Here is a 21,045-nt window from a genome sequence, read left to right as displayed (position 1 = left end):
TATCCGGTGAAGAAATGACAAAAGGCCTTTTCAGGCCTCTCGTTAGTTTGAGATTTTACACTTGAATATCCCAGCTTTTAAAATAGAGTTTTAATTTTTCGACGGTGTGACGCCATTTCGGCGTGGTGGGCTTACACACTGTGTTTTGATTGCCGAAGAATCCGACTTCGTTTACCGCCTCTTGCTCACTGCGGGTTTCCAGCCACTTCACTGGGACAAAATACTCAGACTTGTCGGGGTCATCCGCATTCAGGTGATAGAGATCGCTGTACTTAAGCACATCCATCGCCCGCTTTTCACCGTCGTCAGTGTTGATGGTGAAGCTGCCGGCAGGCTCAACGCCGCTCTGTACAATACCGACGCCGACGTAACCCGTTGCCGGTATTTTCACCCAGACGCGGTTGCCAGGCTGAAGCTGTTTTAAGGTCTGACTGTACCAACTCCCGCCCCCCGCGCTGATAAAACCATAGCGACGCGCCTCTTCCCAGACGCGACTGTTTGAATCGCCAAACGAGACGTAAAACTCGCCGTTCCAGGGTTCTTTCGCGTTGGCGCTGGTAGCCGTGGCCTGTGCGGCATTGGTTTGCGTTTCGCCAGGATCGATAAGCCAGGTTCGGCTCAGGAACTGCTCGTCACCATATTGGAACACCTTGAAGAACAGTACGTTAATCGAGATTCCGTATTTACTCAAATAGTCGACGATGCGTTCGGTAGAAGGGTCCAGCTCTGCCGCGACGATGATTATCTGGTGTGACTTGTTGATGGCGTCGTCTTCAAGTTCAGCATTGAAGCGTTGCTGAAATGCATCGCCCAGATTGCCGCCGCCGGAGAATTTTTCATAAATTTGCGACAAACGATCGGCGGTTAAATCATCCACCCAGGAAGCGTAATCCAACGCCTGCGCGACCACTTCACGCGGCGTGCGGTCGCGCTTGAGCTCAATCAGGATCAGCGAGGCATCCGGCGCAATCGCCAGCAGGTCGATACGCCCTTTATCGAGCGTATTTTCCTGATGGCCGATGATCATCCACTGATCGGAGAGAATCGTCGGATCGTTTAAAATCATCTTCTCCAACAGTTGCTCGCTGGCGAGTTTGCTGATGGTCAGCGGTTGAGGGTTCTCCCCCACTCGCCAGATTGCATGATGAACCGGCATCGTCTGTTCCTTAATTTAATGCTGCGTCGGTGAGCGCGTCCGCCAGGTGGAGCTGGGTTTGCTGGGCGGATTGCAGACGGGATTTGAGGGTGTCCAAAAGAGAAAATAAAATTTCTACTTTGCAAACAATACGTCCGAACTCATTGAGTGGCGGGCATGGCACAAATACTTGGCTAAGAATATCTAAATTGATATTTTTTTGAGCAGTTGAGGGGGCATATTTCTCTAGCGAAGACTTCATTGTTCTCATAAAGAAATCAAAATACTTAACAGGAATATCGGTAATATATGGGGAGTAAACTACAACACTATCAGGAAAACAAGCGTCAAATTCTAACATTCCAGAATCAGCAATATTTGCAGCGATAGTGATACACAAAGTCCCTTTTGGCCAAATTCTACTCTGCTTAACACCTAACTCATTATACAACGCAGTAAATGTCTTAATCGACCCATTGGAACGTGAAACATCCCCTGTTTGCACTAAAGGAAAGTTACCATCTACGTATAATGCAGGATCATTTCTAGGTCGGTGTTTCGATTTACCTCTAGCTAATTCACCAAGATCAGGCAGTCGACACCATTCCCACCCCTGCGGCAACTCAAACGGCTTCTCATCATCGCTTACTGACGGCAACGGTTTTTGTTTTTTAATTTTGCCTTCTTTAATCTGTTGCACTTTTTCCTGCTCAATACGTTTTAGCAGTTCAGAAGCAGGTTCGTCGTTAGGATCTTGCGACACAAGTTTACCCATCACCGCCAGTTGTAGAATAGTTTGCTTAAGCGCATCAATACTCGCTTCCGTGGTAAACAGCGTGTCGAAATGCTGGCTGATTCGCGCCCAGTTTTCGGCGAGTTCTTCGGCATTTTGGCTATCAGTCAGCGTTGCCAGCAGGGTTTCCACCAGTTGCTGATGTGCGTCCAGACTGGTTAGAGATTGCTGTTCCAGTTGGTCGCAGAGGAACATTAGTTTCGAAAAAGTCCCTACTATTCTGGCCTGCTCTGTATTTGGTGGAAACGGTATTGGATAGTTTTCAAAGAAACTTCTTGGGACTCGTTTTTGACCGGCAGAACCAGTCATCATTGATTCCCCCATACTTAAATAATGAGGTGATTTTATATTAAGAAGAATATAATGAAGGTTTAGCTCTGAACTTATCGGACGAGCAACATGTAATTCTGTTGTACCTACTCCAACACCACCTTTTAATCCCTTAAAAATCACCGCCTTACTATTTTCAATAGCAAGGTGTTATTTTTGCTAACGCAATATCCCCGTCCGCGAAATGCGTATAGCCTTTCTTCACCTCACCCCATTTTTTTATTTCTTGGTCATGAGCACCATCAAATCGGGTAGAAATACATGGCATTGGGACAAAAGAAATTTCTTGCTCATCATCTGTTACTTCTATCTTTGGATTAATCGTGGCAATCTCACTTAAAGTGATCCACTCCCACCCCTCCGGCAGCTCAAACGGCTTTTCATCCTCGCTAATCCTAAGCAACGGCTTCTGCTTTTTAATTTTACCCTGTTTTACCAGCTCCGCTTTCTCTGCGGCAATACGCTTTAACAGCTCTGACGCTGGCTCATCATTCGGGTCCTGCGGTACCAGTTTGCCGCGCACCGCTAGTTCCAGAATCAGCTCGCGCAGTTTCTTCATACCATAGAGGTCGATTTTACCGTTACTGCCGCGCCCGGCCATGGAGCGGGTTTGCAGTGCAGAGGACCAGATATCAATGTGGTCGGTGATCAGTTTCTCAACGGCCATCAGTTCGCCCCCTTGTTGCCCGCCAGCGCGGCTCCGAGGATATCGCGCAGCTGGTTACGCAGCTCGCCGATTTCCGCCTGCTGCGTCTGGTACTGCGCCAGCAGTTCATCCGGATCGTGGCTGATGGTTTCACCCTGATACGGGTTCTTGATATCAAGGTTGAAGTTGCGGGCAATGATGTCGTCGATGCCCACTTTCCACGCCTGGTTGTTTTCTTCGCGGCTGGCAAAATCGTCAGCTTCATTCCCCCACCAGTCGATTTCCGCCTGGAACGCTTCAAACTTCATCGGTTTGGTTTTGCTGTAGTTCTTCACCCCATCCGGGTACGGGTGCTCGTAGAACCATACCTCTTTAGTTGGCTGGCCTTTGGTGAAGAACAGAAGGTACCGACCTGATCATCAATGCCCCCTTCCTGTTAACGCACAAAGTGATTTATTTATAGATATAAAACCTGTGGCGCCATTCCTCTTTTTAAAAAGAGGAAAACACCAGTTATAATTTTGCGACTAAAATGAACAACTCACAGGAAAAGACGAGTTGTAAAACGTAATGACATCGTCCTCAGCGACCGCACGAAAAGCATACTGCTCACTCCCGACAGACATTCAAAATATTGATATTCACGATCATAAAAACATAGTTTTCTTGCCCTGACAGGTATGACCTAATGAACAGGCCATCAGACTCATCTATTTTTACCGCAACGCGTTAACACTCACCTAAATCATCACCGCGGCATTAGTATTCAAGTTTCGTTCGCATCGCCTGCTGGCCTCCCATAATCACATTATTATTACCTTTGCCTGTGTAAGCCTGACCTTAGCTATCGTCCTGATTGTTGGATTTTCCTCAATCCACCTGTATGAACCAACGATTCGCTTAGCCAGTAATATAATGGCTTACATATGGACGTTCTTTTTTTTCACGACGATGGCATTAACCCGCTTCAGAAATATATTCTGGACAGGAATCTATTTTTACTACTTCGTTTATATCTTAACCTTCTCTTTCTTAACAACCGCAGATGTCGCTAGCGAGAACACAGGTTATAAAGCGAGGCTTTTCGAAACGCTGGGCACTCTGATCTTTATTATCATTATTTTCCTTAATGCGTTTAATCTTTATCAATTATCCAACAATAAATATGAGAATGCCTATCAGAACTCGATTCGTGATTATCTGATGCAGCTGTATAACCGCCGTTATTTTTACCTTGTGCTGATAAAAAAATGCAACGGGTCTCTGTGCAAAACCATTGTCTAACTTGTTATGCGACATCGATCATTTCAAGCGCATCAATGACAAATATGGTCACTTTCAGGGAGATCTTGTTATTCAGTATGTGGCCGGGGTACTTCAGGATCAGGTTCGCAGAGATGATATTGTGGCCAGAACAGGCGGCGAGGAATTTGCGCTATTACTGTCTGACGTGGGCCAACAGAAGGCGCAACTCATCGCCGAGCGGACCCGCCAGACCATTATCAACCCAGGCGACGTCAGCAGCAGGGTTAAACTGGCCTAAAGCGTTACGATCAGTATCGGTCTTGCCACAACGGAGGATCCTAAAACGGTATAGAATGAATGACTTAACCGTGCCGACGGCGCCCTGTACCAGGCAAAAAAAGCAGGTAGGAATTGCGTGGTTGCCTGGCAGAAGCCCTCCTGCACTCTATAGCCTCGACAATTAACCGACAGCAACACGCTTTATGCGTACAATATCGCGTGGCCTGGTCGTCAACCTGCCGCCCAGCCGATGCAACACTCTCTGGACAACAAAGGAGCCAGGCGTTGATATGAAACAGATCACCCTTAGCGATATGCAGCAGCAGAGCGAAGCGGCGGCCAGTTCCCCGCGCTTACGTGCCCATCGCAATTTTCACCCTGAGCTGAGCGACCCGGTGCAGCGTCTGGCTATCGCTATGGAACCCGGCACCTATATCCGCCCGCACCGGCACCGACATACCTTTGAACTTTTGCTGCCGCTGAAAGGTCGCTTTGTGGTGCTAAATTTTGATGATCATGGCGCGATCACTAACCGGGTGGTGCTGGGTGAAACCTGCATGGCGCTGGAAATGGAGCCTGGCACCTGGCATACGGTGCTCTCACTCGACGCTGGTGGAATGGTATTTGAAGTCAAACAAGGCGCTTATCAACCGCTTGCTGAAATCGACACTATGGACTGGGCGCCAGCAGAAGGTCAGCCGGGTACCGCGGAGATGATGGCCTGGTATGCCATCGCGCAGCCAGGAGATCGCTATCCCTCTGTAACCCGGTAAGCTTGGCCGCCGCAAACGGATGCCGCGAGCATCCGTTTGCGTTATCCCTGTCGTCCAGGCATTGATTTCAAGATCCACATTCTCTTCATGATGCGTTCCCTCTCGTCGAGGTCGTTAATAAAAAAACAAAAAAAGTGTTGTATTCAGGCGCTAAGCAAACTATTTTTCTCGAGCGAAATAAATGATAGGATTACACCATCAAGTGAATGGCTGACGTAACAATAAGAATAATCATCTTATTGATATAATATTCCCAACATGAATGAATTTCATCAATCAGACCAGCGACGTTAACAAAAAAAAAGCACATGACCATCAGATTTTCATTGCTAATACTGACCGCTATTTTTCTGCAATAAACAATTCTTATGAATATAACAGAACGGAATATCTGGAAATTAAATAATTTACCGCCAATGGAGTATTGTTCCCTTTCCCGGGCGCAAAAATTATTAAACTGTGAAATTGAAGACATTCTTCACTGGCATGATATCGGTGCGATCAATCTATGCCTGAAGCTTAACCCGACGCGGGGAACACTAAAACTCGCCGTCCTTTCTCATCAGGAAAAAGAGGTAACCAACACATTTAATCCACTCAATTCATCTGAGACGCTTGAAACCTACTGGTCGCCACACTCCCATATCCATAGCATTTTGCGGATTGATGGCGATATTCCCGTCATGGAAACCCAGAGCGGGAATACCGTCACGCAGTTCAACGTCAAGGTCACAGCTTCAGGACTCTGGCATCCGCACAGCCGGAATTTAATGGCGTTGCTGGAGGCGCCTAACGATATTCATCGTGAAAACAGGTTCAGCATGATGCTGCCTGAGAAACCGTTTGTTTATTGTCACTTCATTCCGCAGGAAGCCGAAAACCCCATCCTGTCATTGAATCGGCTCTATATTACCAGTCAGGCAATTGAGAAAATATTTGCCCATAGCATTAGCGCCCGACCGATGGATGTCACAAAAAATCCGCTACGGCAACAAACCGGTTATATCCATCAGGAATTAACCTCACTTCCGCAAAGTGAGGTACTGCTGGAATTTATCCACGATCTTATTCTGTCCCATAGTTTATTTAATGTGAAATTGCAGCAAATGGCTGAGCCTGACAAGACCCAGCTCTTTCATCACGTGCTGGAAAGGCTTAAGGAGGAAGTCATGCTTAGAGAGAATGCCCTGCCCGACGAGGCCGACACCAGCAACGCAGCCCATCGTTAATCCTGGCTCGCCGCCGAGCGACGCACACCTTCAGGCAGGAGGCAGGCGGTTTTCCTGCTCAAGCGTTAGCGCAATCTCCCGCGCCAGGACGATAAATTCGCGTGCCGCGGCGCTCTGCCACGCATCCCTGCGCTGGAGCAAACAGGCCGTTCGCTGCAGCAGCGCGGGTTCCAGCTCAATCGCCACCACATCATCATACTGCCCGGCGATCGCCGCCGGCAGCAGTGTCGCAAGGGGCGTTCGCCGAATGACCGACAGAACGGCGCCGATAGAGTTGGCCTCCATCTGCACGTCAGGTTCGAGCCGATGACGACGACAATAACGATCGATCTGCTCCCGGGTGGCAAACTCGCTGCTCAGTAAAATCAGCGGCTGCGCGTCGAGCGCCTGCAGCCTGAGCGCGTTCTCTCTGGCCAGAGGATGCGTGCGGCTCACCACCAGCGCGAGGGTTTCCGTCAGCAGCGGCTGAACGACAATATCCGGGGAACGACTGTCGTCAAAGGCGATGCCGACATCCAGTTCATCCTGCAGCAACATCATTTCCATGCGCTCCTGGTTCATCTCCTGGATCAGCAATTTCACGCCGGGGTAGCGTCGATAGTAGTTTTCCACCAGCGGTCCCAGCATATAGGTGGTGAAGGTCGGCGTCATGGCAATGCGGAGTTTGCCGCGCTGCAGATCCTCAGCGTCATGCAGAGCGCGCCGCCCCTCCTCAAGATCGCGTAACGCCCGGCGGGCATACTCCAGCCAGATCTCTCCGGCATCGGTTAACCGGATATAACGGCCAGAGCGGTCGAAAAGCTGAACCTCCAGCATGGCTTCCAGCTGGCGGATCTGCTGTGACAGCGCCGGCTGGGAGACGTGCAGCGCCGCGGCGGCGCGGGTAAAGCTACGGTGTTCTGCCACAGCGATAAAGTAGGAAAGATGGCGCAGGAGCATCCGCTTACCTATAAGTAATTCAACTAGGGTTCATCATAAATAAGTCTTTTAACTTATGAAACAAGTTACGTACCCTCTACGCACGACCCGTTGCCTCTTTTACCTTGAACATCATCTTATGCAGGAGTGACTATGTCCGCTCACGATCGCTATCTCCAGCGCGCCTTAGCGCTGGCAAAACACAACACAACCCACGGTGGTCGCCCCTTTGGCGCCGTGATGGTGCGCCATAACGAGGTTGTCGCCGAAGCCGTCAACACCTTTCATCTGAGCGGCGACCCAACGGCGCATGCCGAACTGAATGCCGTTCGCGATATTGCCGCCAGGCTGGGAAGCGAAGTTCTGCGCGAATGCGTTATTTACGCCAGCGGACAGCCTTGTCCGATGTGTCTTAGCGCACTCTATTTAACCGGCGTGCGGGAAGTATTTTTCGCCAACAGCAATCAGGACGGAGAGCCTTTTCAGCTATCTACCGCCGCGATTTATCAGCAGTTGCAGCAGCCGCTGGCGCAGCAGACGTTGCCGATCCATCATCGCCCCCAGCCGGAGGGGCTGGCAGTTTATCAGCGGTGGGCGGAACAGCAGCCATGAAAGCCGTGTTGCGACAGAATCTGACGCTGGGGATCCTGGTGCTGATCGGCATAAATATGCGGCCGCTGCTCACCTCCATCGGCCCTTTGCTTCCGGAGATCCGCGCCGCCAGCGGGATGAGCTATACCCTGGCCGCGCTACTGACCGCCCTGCCGGTGGTAGCGATGGGCGTGCTGGCGCTGGCCGGCGGCTGGGTCGATCGTCATGTCGGTCAAAACCGTAGCATTGCGCTAAGCCTGCTGATTATCGCGGCGGGCGCCCTGTTGCGGGAAATCGCCCCGAATAGCGGCCTACTGCTCACCAGCGCCCTGGCAGGAGGCGTTGGCATCGGCATCATCCAGGCTGCCATCCCGGCGGTGATTAAGCGCTTATTCGCCCGACGGACGCCGCTGGTAATGGGGCTATGGTCAGCTGCGCTAATGGGCGGTGGCGGGTTAGGCGCCGCGTTAACGCCGTGGCTGGCGTCGCACAGCACAGCCTGGCGGGATGCGCTGGCCTGGTGGGCGCTCCCCGCCCTCCTCGCCCTGCTCAGCTGGCTGGCGATTTGCCGGCACCTGCCCCGTGCTCCGCATCAGACCAGCGCCGCCCCCCGGGTAGCGATTATTGGCCAGCGCCGCGCCTGGACGCTGGGGCTCTATTTCGGACTGATCAATGCCGGCTACGCCAGTCTGATCGCCTGGCTGCCGCCCTATTATATGCAGCTTGGCGACAGCGCCCAGTACAGCGGCTCGCTGCTGGCGTTGCTGACGGTTGGGCAAACCGCGGGCGCGCTGCTGCTGCCGGCGCTGGCTCGCCAGGATGACCGGCGCCAGCTTCTTCTGTTTGCTCTGGCGCTCCAGCTGATTGGCTTCTGCGGCTTCATCTGGCTGCCGCAGCACTTCTCCGCGCTCTGGGCTCTCGCCTGCGGCGTCGGTCTGGGCGGCGCGTTTCCTCTGTGCCTGGTGCTGGCCCTCGATCACGCCGGACAACCGACGGTGGCCGGCCGGCTGGTAGCCTTTATGCAGGGTATCGGATTTATTATCGCCGGCCTGTCTCCCTGGCTTTCCGGCCTGCTGCGTAGCCTGAGCGGGAACTACACCCTTGACTGGTCCTGGCATGCGCTCTGTGTCCTGTTACTCATGGCGATCACGCTGCGCTTTATCCCGGCACACTACCCTGCCGAGTGGCGACAGCGCGCCTCTGATCTGCATTAAACCGGTGGCGCGTGGCAACGTGAATGCCGCGCGCCAAGCCTGACTAGCCCCGCTAATCGCCCTGATGAGAAACCCGTTTTCGCAGCGTCGCTGGCGCTAAATTTATTACCAGGCGAAATTAATGTGTCGCCGAATCACGACACTCGTAAGTAACTAAAAATTAATAAAAAAATGCCTCTTGTTTCCCTGATTTTTTAGGCGTACATTAGCGCCATCTGGAGCACTTAACGCACAGAATTGCGAGCTGCCGCAGGGTGAGATTTCACCAGCGACAGCCCTTGAAAAACAGAACAATTAATTCATTTGAACGTCGCATAAGCGCGTGGAGTGATGAGTCGTGAAATACTTCTTTATGGGCCTCTCTTTTATGGTCATCGTTTGGGCCGGTACTTTTGCCCTGATGATCTAGACTGCAGCGGTGTCAAAAAAAACGGGAGCCCAGAGGCTCCCGTTTTTGTTATAGCGTATTCGCCGAAGCGCTAGCTCGCGACGGGCAGCAAGCCATCCGCGCGGAACATCGCCTTAATGCCGCGGATCGCCTGACGCGTCCGGTCCCGGTTCTCGATCAGCGCGAAGCGGACATGGGTATCGCCATAATCGCCAAAGCCAATCCCCGGAGAAACGCAAACCTTCGCTTCGTTAAGCAGCTTTTTCGCGAACTCCAGCGAGCCCATGTCGGCATAAGGTTCCGGAATTTTCGCCCAGACGTACATGGACGCTTTCGGACACTCCACCATCCAGCCGGCCTCATGGAGCCCTTTCACCAGCACATCGCGGCGGCGCTTATACTGTTCAGCGATATCCCGCACGCATTGCTGATCGCCCTCCAGGGCAGCGATCGCCGCCACCTGCAGCGGCGTAAACGTGCCGTAGTCATGGTAGCTTTTGATGCGGGCAAGCGCGTTCACCAGGGTCTTATTGCCGACCATAAAGCCAATGCGCCAGCCGGCCATGTTATAGCTTTTCGACAGGGTAAAGAACTCGACGGCGACATCGCGCGCGCCGGGCACCTGCATGATGGAGGGCGCTTTCCAGCCGTCATACACGATATCGGCATAGGCCAGATCGTGGACGACCAGGATGTCATACTGCTTCGCCAGGGCGACAACCTTTTCAAAGAAATCCAGCTCGACGCACTGCGCGGTCGGATTTGAGGGAAAGCCAAGGATCATCATCTTCGGCTTCGGATAGCTCTCGCGGATGGCGCGTTCCAGTTCGTTAAAGAAATCCACCCCTTCCACCAGCGGCACCGAGCGCACCTGCGCCCCGGCAATCACCGCGCCGTAGATATGGATCGGGTAGCTGGGGTTCGGCACCAGCACGGTGTCGCCATGATCCAGCGTCGCCAGCATCAGGTGCGCCAGCCCCTCTTTCGAACCAATGGTGACGATCGCTTCCGATTCCGGATCGATATCGACGTTATAGCGTTCTTCATACCAGCGCGAAATAGCGCGACGCAGGCGTGGGATCCCCCGCGAGGTAGAGTAACCATGGGTGTCAGGCCGCTGGGCGACGGTGCAGAGTTTTTCCACGATATGCGGCGGCGTCGCGCCATCGGGATTGCCCATACTGAAATCGATAATATCTTCGCCGCGCCGGCGCGCAGCCATTTTCAGTTCGGCAGTAATATTAAAAACGTACGGGGGGAGACGATCGATACGCGTAAAACGGCGTTCAGGACTGGATTCAGCCATAGGTTCCTCTGATTAACGTTAGCGCCCGGACCGTCCGAGCGACGCTGCCGCTGTTGCGGCTCGTTTAGAAAATAACCTGAAAAAAATCACGTTGTCGAGTGCCCTGACGAAAAATAATCACTGGCGTTAAAAACGGGTATCGTCTGCGCTAAATACGGCAGTACGCTGCGGAATGAATACCGTTTTGTCTGCAAGTGGTAACATATTGATATCTTTTCTATCACGGGTATTTATCGTTTCTTCTGGCGTCTGGCGGTACATCGCCTCCCCACCCCTCAATCCCCTTTTAAAAGTGCGCCTTTTCCTCATTATTTTTCTGCGGCTGGTCTTCTGTCGTCAGGTTTTTTATCATGTCCTTTTCTGGCCACTGACGCGGCGCACCCATGCACGAAATCTTTACTATGATGCTGGCGGTCTATGATCGTGCGGCCCTGATGCTTATTTGCCTGTTTTTTCTCATTCGCCTGCGCCTGTTCCGCGAACTGTTGCATAAGTCGGCGCATACGCCGAAAGAGCTGCTGGCTGTCACCGCCATTTTCTCGCTGTTCGCGCTCTTCAGTACCTGGTCCGGTGTGCCGGTGGAAGGATCGCTGGTAAACGTGCGCATCATCGCCGTGATGTCCGGCGGGATCCTGTTTGGTCCCTGGGTGGGGGCCATTGTCGGGGTGATTGCCGGTGTGCACCGCTATCTGATTGATATTGACGGCGTGACCGCCGTGCCCTGCTTTATCACCAGCATCATCGCCGGCCTGCTGTCGGGGTTGATTAACCGCAAAGTGGCCCGCGATCAACGCTGGAAAATCGGCATTCTGGCCGGAATGGTCTGCGAGACTCTGACCATGATCCTGGTGGTGATCTGGGCCCCTTCCCTCAGCCTCGGCGTGGATATTGTCTCGAAAATTGGTATCCCGATGATCCTCGGCAGCGTCTGCATCGGTTTTATCGTGCTGCTGGTGCAGAGCGTGGAAGGGGAAAAGGAGGCCAGCGCCGCGCGGCAGGCGAAACTGGCGCTCGACATTGCCAACAAAACCCTGCCGCTGTTCCGTCAGGTCAACAGCGATTCTCTGCGCCAGGTTTGCGACATTATCCGCCGCGACATTACCGCCGACGCGGTGGCGATCACCAATACGGAACACGTGCTGGCCTACGTGGGCGTCGGTGAAGCCAACTATCAACATCATAACGATGTCATCAGTCCCACCACCCGACAGGCCATCCGTTATGGAAAAATCATTATTAAAAACAATGATGAAGCCCACCGCACGCCGGAGATCCACTCCTTGATGGTCATTCCGCTGTGGGAAAAAGGGGTGGTCACCGGTACGCTAAAAATCTATTACTGCCACGCCCATCGCATCACCTCGACGCTGCAGGAGATGGCGATAGGCCTGTCACAAATCATCTCCACCCAGCTGGAGGTTTCCCGCGCCGAACAGCTACGGGAGATGGCCAACAAAGCGGAGCTGCGCGCTCTGCAAAGCAAGATTAACCCGCACTTTTTATTCAATGCCCTGAACGCGATCTCCTCCTCGATTCGCCTTAATCCGGACACCGCGCGCCAGCTCATTTTTAATCTGTCGCGCTATCTGCGCTATAACATCGAATTAAAAGACGATGAGCAGATTGATATCAAACGAGAGCTGTATCAGATCAAAGATTACATCGCCATTGAACAGGCGCGATTCGGCGACAAACTGACGGTTATCTATGATATTGACGACGACGTCAGCTGCGTGATCCCAAGCCTGCTTATCCAGCCTCTGGTGGAAAATGCCATTGTGCACGGCATTCAGCCGTGTAAAGGGAAAGGCGTAGTGACGATCGGCATCAATGAGTGCGGTAATCGGGTTCGCATCAGCGTTCGCGACACCGGCAACGGCATCGATCCCGCCGTGGTCGCCCGCGTGGAAGCCGATGAAATGCCGGGTAACAAAATCGGCCTGCTCAACGTTCATCATCGGGTGAAACTTCTCTATGGCGAGGGGCTGCATATCCGCACCCTGACGCCAGGAACGGAGATCGCTTTTTATGTCCCCAATCACTCTACGCCGCAGGCGCTGACGGAGTCTCTGTTGTCATGAGCGGAGAAAAGATGAAAGTTATCATTGTGGAAGATGAGTTTCTGGCCCAACAGGAACTCTCCTGGCTTATCAACACCCACAGCCAGATGGAGATCGTCGGCAGCTTTGACGACGGACTGGACGTGCTGAAATTTCTCCAGCACAACAAGGTCGACGCCATCTTTCTCGATATCAATATTCCATCGCTGGACGGCGTTCTGCTGGCGCAGAACATCAGCCAGTTCGCCCATAAGCCTTTTATCGTCTTTATCACCGCGTGGAAAGAACACGCCGTGGAAGCCTTTGAGCTGGAGGCGTTTGACTACATTCTGAAGCCCTACCAGGAGTCGCGCATCATCAATATGCTGCAGAAGCTGACCGCCGCCTGGCAGCAGCAAAATAACGCCGCTTCCGGGTTAACCAGCGTGGCGCCTCGGGAAAACGACACCATCAATCTGATAAAAGATGAGCGGATCATCGTCACCAGCATTCATGATATCTATTATGCCGAGGCGCACGAGAAGATGACCTTCGTCTACACTCGCCGGGAGTCATTCGTCATGCCGATGAACATTACCGAATTCTGCAGCAAACTGCCCACCGCACATTTCTTTCGCTGTCACCGCTCGTACTGTGTGAATCTCAGCAAAATTCGGGAAATTGAGCCGTGGTTTAACAATACCTATGTGCTACGCCTGCGCGACCTGGAGTTTCAGGTTCCGGTCAGTCGCAGTAAAGTGAAAGAGTTTCGCCAGCTGATGAATCTGTAGACGGCGGGGCTCCCCGCCTGGCCGGGCTACGACAGTAGCCCGGGAGGAATGCGCTTACAGCACTTGACCCAGCGTCTGACGCAGATGCGCGCCGGAGCCCAGCAGGCCTGGGTTGTCATGCACGATCAGGTAAACCGGGATATCCTGGACATAGGCTTTAAAACGACCTTTGTCCTCAAAACCGCCGCGGAAGCCGGAGGCTTTAAAGAACTCCAGGAAGCGCGGCACGATGCCGCCAGCGATATAGACGCCGCCAAACGTCCCCAGGGTCAGCGCCAGGTTTCCACCGAAGCGCCCCATAATGACGCAGAACAGCGACAGCGCCCGGCGACAGTCGGTGCAGCTATCCGCCAGCGCCCGCTCGGTGACCTCACGCGGCTGCAGGTTCTCCGGCAGTCGACCATCCGATTTGACTATCGCGCGATAAAGGTTGACCAGACCAGGACCGGAGAGGACGCGTTCTGCGGAGACATGCCCCAGCTCAGCGCGCAGCTCTTCCAGAATAATGCCCTCTTCTTCGCTGTTCGGCGCAAAATCGACATGGCCGCCTTCGCCCGGCAGACTGACCCAGCGTTTATCAACGTGTACCAGATGGGCTACGCCCAGCCCGGTTCCGGCGCCATAAACGGCGATCGGTTTGCCGGCTACCGGCGCGCTGCCGCCGAACTGAATCAGGTGCTCGGCTTTCAGCATCGGGATGGCCATTGAAACGGCGGTGAAATCGTTAATAATCTCCAGGTGCGCAAAGCCAAGGTTGCGCTTCATCTCGGCGATGGAGAAGGCCCAGGTATGGTTGGTCATCGCCACCCAGTCGCCGGTGATCGGGCAGGCGATAGCGATACAGCCTTCGCTGACCGTCACCTGATGCTCCTCGAGATAGACGCGTACCACCGCCTCCAGACTGGGGTAATCGAGCCCGGAATAGGTCTTTGCACGAGAGATCTCTCCGCTCGCCAGATCACACAGCGCCAGGCGGGCGTTGGTCCCCCCGACATCTCCTACTAAAGCAAATTTTGTCATTCCGTTACGGCTCCGCTAAAGTCAAAATAAATCTTTTGGCACACTGTAAATTCATGGCGGCTTAACAACAACGTCCAACTCGCGGACGCCCCTTGTTTAGCGACACAGGTCACATTTAGTTTGTAATCAATGCAAAGTAGCCTATTAACGAGGCCACGGGTATCAGACGCCGCCTTAACTTTATCGTTTCAGCACCATTTGCATCGACGGTCCCCGCCGACAAAGGCAAAGTAGTGCTCCTGAACTTTAACAAGGACATTGTCATGCTCCATCCTCGCGCCAGAACAATGCTGATCCTGTCGGTGCCGGCAATCCTGATTGGCATCGCCTCCAGTCTGATCCTGATCGGCGCGATGAAGGTTGCCGCGTTGCTGCAGCGCATCCTGTGGAGCAATCTGCCTGTGCAGTTTGGAGTAAGCGCCGAGAACCCGCTGTGGATCATCGCCATTCTCACGGCGACGGGGATCGCGGTGGGCCTGGTCGTCCGTTACAGCCCGGGGCATGCCGGGCCGGACCCGGCGACCGAGTCGTTAATCGGCGCGCCCATTGCCACCGGCGCGCTGCCCGGCCTGCTGGCGGCGCTGATCCTTGGCCTCGCCGGCGGCGTCAGCCTCGGCCCGGAGCATCCGATTATGGTGGTGAATATTGCGCTGGCCGTCGCCGTCGGCTCCCGACTGTTCCCGCGGGTCAGCTCTCTTGACTGGACCATTCTCGCGGCCTCAGGCACCATCGGCGCCCTCTTCGGCACCCCGGTGGCCGCCGCGCTGATTTTTTCGCAAACCCTCAACAGCAGCAACGAGTCGCCGCTATGGGATCGTCTGTTTGCCCCGATGCTTGCCGCCGCCGCGGGCGCGCTGACGACCGGGCTGTTTTTCCACCCCCACTTCACGCTGCCGCTCCCACACTATAGCCAGATGCACTTCGTCGATATTGTCAGCGGCATGATCGTCGCCCTGATCGCTATCGCCGTCGGTATGGTCGCCGTCTGGTGTCTGCCGCGCCTGCACACGCTGATGCACCGCCTGAAAAACCCGATCCTGACGCTGGGCCTCGGCGGCTTGCTGTTAGGGATCCTCGGGACCATTGGCGGACATTTAACGTTGTTTAAGGGGCTGGATGAGATGCAGCAGCTGGCCTTCAGCCAGACGCTGACCGCCTCGGATTATCTGCTCATCGCGCTGGTTAAACTGGCTGAGCTGGTTCTCGCCTCGGCCTGCGGCTTTCGCGGCGGGCGGATTTTCCCCGCGGTCTTCGTCGGCGTGGCGCTGGGACTGATGCTGCATGCCCACGTGGCCGCCGTGCCGGCGGCGATCACCGTCTCCTGCGCGATCCTCGGCATGGTGCTGGTCGTCACCCGCGACGGCTGGCTGAGCCTGTTTATGGCCGCCGTGGTGGTGCCGGACACCACGCTGCTGCCGCTGCTGTGCATTGTGATGCTCCCGGCCTGGCTGCTGCTGGCCGGGAGGCCCTTGATGATTGCCAGACACCATACCGACTAAACGCGGCTGTTTCGTTCCTCCAGCGCCTGCGTCACCGCGCGCAGGAAATCGGGGATATCCATTTTCGGCAGCATCACTTCCACCAGGGTGAGCGTATCGGAGGTGATGCTCTCCGCCATCGCCTCCCGTAGCTCATCGGTGTGCGTAACCCGCCAGCAGCGCGAGGCAACGTCCGGGGCGAAGGCTTCCGGCAGGCGTCGCCAGTCCCACAGGGCAATGTCATTGTAGCGCTGCTCCGGGCCGTGAATCGCCCGCTCCACGGTATACCCTTCGTTATTCAGCAGCAGAATAAGCGGCTTTTGCTTATCGCGCAGCATAGAGCCCATCTCCTGAATCGTCAGCTGGGCGGCGCCATCGCCGACGATCAGCACCACCCGCCGCTCTGCCGCCGCGGTTTGCGCGCCATAGGCGGCCGGGAGGGTAAAACCAATCGAGCCCCACAGCGGCTGGACGATCAGCGACGCCTCTGACGGCAGCTTCAGCGCGGCAATGCCGAAGGCGGCCGTCCCCTGGTCGGCGAGAATAATATCGCCGGGACGCAGCCCCCCCTGCACCGTCGCCCAGAAATTTTTCTGCGTGAGTTCGCCGTCGGCCCCCTCCTCCACTTCCGGCGCCACGACCTGAGGCGCAGCCCACTCCGCCGCCAGCGGTGCGGAAAGGGTCATCAGCGCAGCCAGTGCCTGATCCATCGGCACGCCGCTGAACCAGTGATCGCCCACCCTGACCGCGAAGGGCTGGATCTCTATCGTCTTATCCCGCGCCAGATGCTGGGTGAATCCCGCGGTGATGGTGTCGGTGAAGCGCGTGCCGATGCAGATGATGGTGTCGGCGTTTTCGATGGCCTCCCGGGTCTGCGGCGCGCTGGCGATACCGCTGTAGGTGCCGACAAAACCTCTCTGCTGCTCATCGAACAGCCCCTTGCCCATTAGCATGGTGGCGTGGGCGACGGGGGTTTTCGCTACCCATTCCCGGAGCGTGTTTTGCAGGCCATAGCGTTGCGCGAGGAAGTCCGCCAGCAGGGAGATGCGTCGACTGCCCCGCAGCAGGCGGCTGGCATGCTCGCAGAATCCGGCGAGCTGGTTTTCATCCGCCGGAGCGGCCTCCACCAGCAAGCGCTGCGCTGGGGCAATCGCTGCCGCTCTGGCGACATCGGCCGGCAGCATCAGATAGCCAGGCCGATGATGCGTCAGCATATCGCGCAGAACACGGTCGATCTCATGGCAGGCGTTACCGGCGGTCAGCAGCGCCTGGCTACAGGTGATCTGCTCGCTCATCCGCGCAAAATGGCGGAAATCGCCGTCGCCCAGGGTGTGATGCAGCAGTTCGCCGCGCTGCTGAGCGCCAGTGGAGGGCGCGCCGACGATATGTAATACCGGAATATGCTCCGCATAGCTGCCCGCCACGCCGTTCAGGGCGCTCAATTCGCCGACGCCGTAGGTTGTTAGTAACGCACCGGCTCCCTTAATGCGTGCATAACCGTCAGCAGCATAGGCCGCATTGAGCTCGTTGGCGCAGCCGACCCACCCCAACGCATTGTGCGCAATGACCCGGTCGAGAAACTGTAAGTTGTAATCTCCCGGCACGCCGAACAAGCGGTCAATACCGCAGTCGACGAGGCGATCCAGCAGATAATCCCCAATAGTGTAAGTCGGTTGCATATCCATTTTCCTCATTTTGGCGCAGGTGTAATTTGAGTATTGAATAAGCGATCCGCCTGTCCAGAAAGGGGGCGATAAAGGCGGTGTAAAGCAATAATTACGCCGAAAAAGCGGTGTACTCCACGCAGAACATTGATTAGTGTAAACGTATACACACCCTGTTTTATCTGCGGAGGAAGAATGGTTTACCAGGCAAGTACCACGCGATATCAAACGATGGCCTATCGTCGCTGCGGCCGCAGCGGCCTTCAGCTGCCGGCAATTTCTCTCGGTCTGTGGCATAACTTTGGCGATGAAACGCGGGTGGAAACCAGCCGGCAGATGCTCCAGCACGCATTTGACCTCGGCATTACCCATTTCGACCTGGCCAACAACTATGGGCCGCCGCCGGGCTCGGCGGAGAGCAATTTTGGCCGCATCCTCAAAGAGGCGCTCCTGCCCTATCGCGATGAGTTGATCATCTCCACCAAGGCGGGCTACACAATGTGGGACGGCCCTTACGGCGACTGGGGTTCACGCAAATATCTGGTGGCCAGCCTTAACCAGAGCCTGCAGCGCATGGGGCTGGAATATGTCGATATTTTTTATCATCACCGCCCGGACCCGGAAACACCGCTGACGGAAACGATGCGCGCGCTTGATCACCTTGTCCGCCAGGGTAAAGCGCTGTACGTCGGCATCTCCAACTATCCGCTGGCCCAGGCGCGGGAGGCGGTGAAGATCCTTAACGATCTCGGCACCCCCTGCGTCATTCACCAGCCCCGCTACTCCATGTTTGAACGCGGCGTGGAAGAGGGGCTGCTGGATTTTTTGCAGACGGAAGGGGTGGGAAGTATAGCGTTTTCACCGCTGGCCGGCGGACAGCTCACCGACCGCTATCTCAACGGCATTCCGGCAGACTCACGTGCCGCCAGCAGCAGTCGTTTTCTGCAGCCGGAGCAGCTGACCAGCGCCAGATTAGAAAAAATTCGTCAGCTGAATACGCTGGCGGAAGCACGCGGGCAGAAGCTGTCGCAGATGGCGCTGGCCTGGGTGCTGCGTGAGGAGAAAGTCACCTCCGTACTGATCGGCGCCAGCAAAACCGCCCAGCTGGATGACGCTGTCGGAATGCTGAAACATCGTCATTTCAGCGCCGAAGAGTGCGCCGCGATTGATGCCATCCTGGCGCTGTAAAGCAAATGTTACTTTAGCAAAAAGTGCTCTTTTCTGTGCTTTCGGAGTTCGTCCGATGCGATAGGTCTTTACCGGCCCGTAATATCACGTTAACAGGCCGCTTAGGGCCCCGATCGTGAAGGAGAAGAGTATGTTCAGGTCACTGATTCTGGCAGCAGTACTGCTGGCCGCAGCGCCATTAGTCGCTAACGCTGGTGAAATCACCCTGTTGCCATCGATAAAATTACAAATTGGCGATCGTGACAATTACGGTAACTACTGGGACGGTGGCAGCTGGCGCGACCGTGATTACTGGCGTCGTCACTATGAATGGCGTGATAACCGTTGGCATCGTCATGACAACGGCTGGCACAAAGGCTGGTACAAAGGCAGAGATAAAGCCTGGGAGCGCGGCTATCGCGCGGGCTGGAGCGACCGCGACGATCGCCGCGGCGGCTGGGGACGTGGTCCCGGCGGGCGCGGTCACGGTCATGGACATGGCCATCACTAACAGACGAAAAGGGGAGCCCATCGGCTCCCCTTCGCTTTATTCCGCATCAGGAGGCCATTAATCCACCCCGAGCAGCGATCCCACAATTAACCAGCCGTTCAGGCTCACCACAATCGCGACTATCGCCCAGCCGATGCCTCTCACCCAGCGGGTATTCACCAGGTCTCCCATTAGCTTTGCATTGCTGGTAAATATCAGCAGCGGTACCAGGGCAAGCGCAATACCAAAGCTCAGCAACACCTGACTCATCACCAGGATGCGCGTTGGATCCAGCCCCAGCAGAATGACGACAAACGACGGCAGCATAGTGACCGCCCGGCGAAACCACAGCGGAATATGAAAGCGAATGAAGCCCTGCATGACCACCTGACCTGCGAGAGTCCCCACCACCGTCGATGATAAACCTGCAGCGACCAGGCTGAGGCCAAAGATGGTCGCCGCCGCATGGCTCAGCAGCGGCTCCAGCGTTCTGTAAGCCTGATCAAGATCGGCGACGCCGGTATGGCCATTGAAATGGAATGCCGCCGCGGCGGTCGCCATCATCGCCAGGTTGACGAACCCGGCAATGGTCATGGCGATCGCCACATCCCAGCGGGTCGCGTTATAGCGCTCTTTTCGCGTCCCGCCGTGCAGGTGCTGGGTAAGCGAGGAGTGTAAGTAGATCACGTGCGGCATAATGGTGGCCCCCAGCACCCCGGCGGCTAAGAATACCGCCTCGCCGTTGGGCAGCGTAGGGATCGCCAGCCCTTTGGTCAGGGGAGCCAGCGCGGGCTGGGAAAAGATCAACTCAACGACATAGGCGACGGCAACAAACAGCAGCAAGCCGCCAATCACCTTCTCCAGCGGTTTTTGTCCGCGCCGCTGCAGCATCAGGATCAGGAAGGTCGCCACCCCGGTCAGCACCGCCCCTTGCAGAAGCGATACGCCCAGCACCAGCTTAAAGCCAATCGCAGCGCCGATAAATTCGGCCAGGTCGGTGGCCATGGCGATGATTTCCGCCTGCACCCAGTAAAACCACACTACCGGGCGCGGGTAATGGTCGCGGATCTGCTCGGCCAGGTTTTTACCGGTGGCAATGCCGAGTTTGGCAGAGAGCACCTGGATCAGCATTGCCATCAGGTTGGCCCATACCACCACCCACAGCAGCTGATAGCCAAAGCTGGCGCCAGCCTGAATATTCGTGGCGAAATTACCCGGATCGATATAGCCAATGGCAGCGACGAAAGCTGGCCCCATTAAGGCGAGCTTCACCTTGCGCGCGGCGCGACTACTGCTATTCTCAACGCGACTGCTAGTCATCTTCTGCCTCTGGAAATATAGCCTTTGCTATGTTTCATGCTATCAAAATGCGAATGATTATCAAGTTCATTTAGAATGGAGATAATGATTGCTGTGATAGGAGGGAACAATTGCTGGCCGGAAATGAAAAACGGGCGTCAGTAAACCCGATCGCGCCCGCTATTAAGAGTAGTACAAGAATGCAACTTTTAAAACCTTTACGTAACATAACAAAAGTGGATGTTTGATC

The 21,045-nt window shown here is 55.1% G+C and carries 19 protein-coding genes and 2 pseudogenes; 12 read left to right on the top strand and 9 right to left on the bottom strand.

Annotated features, from left to right (window positions below):
* Window positions 1-55: 55 nt before the first annotated feature.
* From LGM20_RS07160 to LGM20_RS07150, 3 genes and pseudogenes are all read right to left on the bottom strand, one after another.
* Complete coding sequence (locus LGM20_RS07160; protein WP_044524289.1) at window positions 56-1,156, bottom strand: PDDEXK family nuclease; 1,101 nt, start codon at window positions 1,154-1,156, stop codon at window positions 56-58.
* Between the two features lie 10 nt (window positions 1,157-1,166).
* A pseudogene (locus LGM20_RS07155) lies at window positions 1,167-2,925 on the bottom strand (restriction endonuclease subunit S).
* Window positions 2,925-3,308, bottom strand: a pseudogene (locus tag LGM20_RS07150) (N-6 DNA methylase); the annotation flags it as partial. The pseudogenes LGM20_RS07155 and LGM20_RS07150, both read right to left, overlap by 1 nt.
* Window positions 3,309-3,648: 340 nt before the next feature.
* Between LGM20_RS07150 and LGM20_RS26610 the strand changes: the two are divergent.
* The 4 genes from LGM20_RS26610 to LGM20_RS07130 all read left to right on the top strand — a co-directional run bounded on the left by LGM20_RS26610 (window position 3,649) and on the right by LGM20_RS07130 (window position 6,430).
* A complete protein-coding gene (locus tag LGM20_RS26610) occupies window positions 3,649-4,188 on the top strand; it encodes an MASE4 domain-containing protein (protein WP_077255382.1) in 540 nt (179 codons plus the stop codon).
* The gene (locus LGM20_RS07140; RefSeq protein WP_072013429.1) at window positions 4,181-4,447 is read left to right on the top strand and encodes a GGDEF domain-containing protein; all 267 of its coding nucleotides are present in this window, start codon (window positions 4,181-4,183) and stop codon (window positions 4,445-4,447) included. Before LGM20_RS26610 ends, LGM20_RS07140 begins: the two co-directional genes overlap by 8 nt.
* 271 nt (window positions 4,448-4,718) lie before the next feature.
* The gene (locus LGM20_RS07135) at window positions 4,719-5,201 is read left to right on the top strand and encodes a WbuC family cupin fold metalloprotein (RefSeq protein ID WP_044524294.1); all 483 of its coding nucleotides are present in this window, start codon (window positions 4,719-4,721) and stop codon (window positions 5,199-5,201) included.
* 368 nt (window positions 5,202-5,569) lie between these two features.
* Window positions 5,570-6,430 carry a hypothetical protein gene (locus tag LGM20_RS07130; protein ID WP_044524295.1) on the top strand — a complete coding sequence of 287 codons (861 nt, stop codon included), beginning with the start codon at window positions 5,570-5,572 and terminating at the stop codon, window positions 6,428-6,430.
* A 30-nt stretch (window positions 6,431-6,460) separates the two neighbouring features.
* Here LGM20_RS07130 and cynR read toward each other — a convergent pair whose 3' ends face one another.
* The gene (gene cynR / locus LGM20_RS07125) at window positions 6,461-7,369 is read right to left on the bottom strand and encodes a transcriptional regulator CynR (protein WP_044524296.1); all 909 of its coding nucleotides are present in this window, start codon (window positions 7,367-7,369) and stop codon (window positions 6,461-6,463) included.
* Window positions 7,370-7,501: 132 nt separating this feature from the next.
* On the opposite strand from cynR, the gene LGM20_RS07120 reads away from it, so the two are divergent.
* From LGM20_RS07120 to ypdK, 3 genes are all read left to right on the top strand, one after another.
* Window positions 7,502-7,960 carry a nucleoside deaminase gene (locus tag LGM20_RS07120; protein ID WP_023290577.1) on the top strand — a complete coding sequence of 153 codons (459 nt, stop codon included), beginning with the start codon at window positions 7,502-7,504 and terminating at the stop codon, window positions 7,958-7,960.
* The gene (locus LGM20_RS07115) at window positions 7,957-9,153 is read left to right on the top strand and encodes a CynX/NimT family MFS transporter (RefSeq protein WP_044524297.1); all 1,197 of its coding nucleotides are present in this window, start codon (window positions 7,957-7,959) and stop codon (window positions 9,151-9,153) included. Before LGM20_RS07120 ends, LGM20_RS07115 begins: the two co-directional genes overlap by 4 nt.
* 337 nt (window positions 9,154-9,490) lie before the next feature.
* A complete protein-coding gene (ypdK, locus tag LGM20_RS07110; protein ID WP_099119320.1) occupies window positions 9,491-9,562 on the top strand; it encodes a membrane protein YpdK in 72 nt (23 codons plus the stop codon).
* A 70-nt stretch (window positions 9,563-9,632) separates the two neighbouring features.
* Here the strand turns inward: ypdK and alaC are convergent, their stop codons facing one another.
* Window positions 9,633-10,847, bottom strand: coding sequence for an alanine transaminase (gene alaC / locus LGM20_RS07105; protein ID WP_044524299.1), 1,215 nt, complete (start codon window positions 10,845-10,847; stop codon window positions 9,633-9,635).
* Window positions 10,848-11,133: 286 nt separating this feature from the next.
* Window positions 11,134-11,232 (bottom strand): hypothetical protein, encoded by a 99-nt coding sequence (locus LGM20_RS07100; RefSeq protein ID WP_032428955.1) that lies wholly within the window; start codon window positions 11,230-11,232, stop codon window positions 11,134-11,136.
* Here LGM20_RS07100 and LGM20_RS07095 point away from each other — a divergent pair.
* Window positions 11,231-12,928: a sensor histidine kinase gene (locus LGM20_RS07095; RefSeq protein WP_023290579.1), complete on the top strand. Its 1,698-nt coding sequence runs from the start codon at window positions 11,231-11,233 to the stop codon at window positions 12,926-12,928. The genes LGM20_RS07100 and LGM20_RS07095 overlap by 2 nt on opposite strands.
* An 11-nt stretch (window positions 12,929-12,939) precedes the next feature.
* Entirely contained in the window at window positions 12,940-13,677 is a 738-nt protein-coding gene (locus LGM20_RS07090; protein ID WP_023290580.1) for a LytR/AlgR family response regulator transcription factor, read from the top strand.
* Between the two features lie 54 nt (window positions 13,678-13,731).
* Here the strand turns inward: LGM20_RS07090 and glk are convergent, their stop codons facing one another.
* Entirely contained in the window at window positions 13,732-14,697 is a 966-nt protein-coding gene (glk, locus tag LGM20_RS07085; protein ID WP_004202027.1) for a glucokinase, read from the bottom strand.
* Between the two features lie 263 nt (window positions 14,698-14,960).
* Between glk and LGM20_RS07080 the strand changes: the two genes are divergently transcribed.
* The gene (locus LGM20_RS07080) at window positions 14,961-16,196 is read left to right on the top strand and encodes an ion channel protein (RefSeq protein WP_044524376.1); all 1,236 of its coding nucleotides are present in this window, start codon (window positions 14,961-14,963) and stop codon (window positions 16,194-16,196) included.
* Here LGM20_RS07080 and LGM20_RS07075 read toward each other — a convergent pair.
* Window positions 16,193-17,854: an alpha-keto acid decarboxylase family protein gene (locus LGM20_RS07075; protein WP_044524300.1), complete on the bottom strand. Its 1,662-nt coding sequence runs from the start codon at window positions 17,852-17,854 to the stop codon at window positions 16,193-16,195. The two genes, LGM20_RS07080 and LGM20_RS07075, sit on opposite strands and share 4 nt — an antisense overlap.
* Before the next feature lie 180 nt (window positions 17,855-18,034).
* On the opposite strand from LGM20_RS07075, the gene mgrA reads away from it, so the two are divergent.
* Together mgrA and LGM20_RS07065 are read left to right on the top strand one after the other, a co-directional pair.
* Window positions 18,035-19,027, top strand: coding sequence for an L-glyceraldehyde 3-phosphate reductase (mgrA, locus tag LGM20_RS07070; RefSeq protein ID WP_023290583.1), 993 nt, complete (start codon window positions 18,035-18,037; stop codon window positions 19,025-19,027).
* Between the two features lie 130 nt (window positions 19,028-19,157).
* Window positions 19,158-19,517 carry a DUF2502 domain-containing protein gene (locus tag LGM20_RS07065; protein ID WP_023290584.1) on the top strand — a complete coding sequence of 120 codons (360 nt, stop codon included), beginning with the start codon at window positions 19,158-19,160 and terminating at the stop codon, window positions 19,515-19,517.
* Between the two features lie 57 nt (window positions 19,518-19,574).
* On the opposite strand, the gene LGM20_RS07060 is transcribed toward LGM20_RS07065, so the two are convergent.
* Window positions 19,575-20,816 (bottom strand): Nramp family divalent metal transporter, encoded by a 1,242-nt coding sequence (locus LGM20_RS07060; protein WP_004202021.1) that lies wholly within the window; start codon window positions 20,814-20,816, stop codon window positions 19,575-19,577.
* Between the last annotated feature and the right edge of the window lie 229 nt (window positions 20,817-21,045).

Origin of the sequence: Klebsiella quasipneumoniae subsp. quasipneumoniae (assembly GCF_020525925.1) — a bacterium.
Taxonomy (GTDB): Bacteria; Pseudomonadota; Gammaproteobacteria; order Enterobacterales; family Enterobacteriaceae; genus Klebsiella; species Klebsiella quasipneumoniae.
This window is presented reverse-complemented; position numbering and strand designations above follow the sequence as displayed.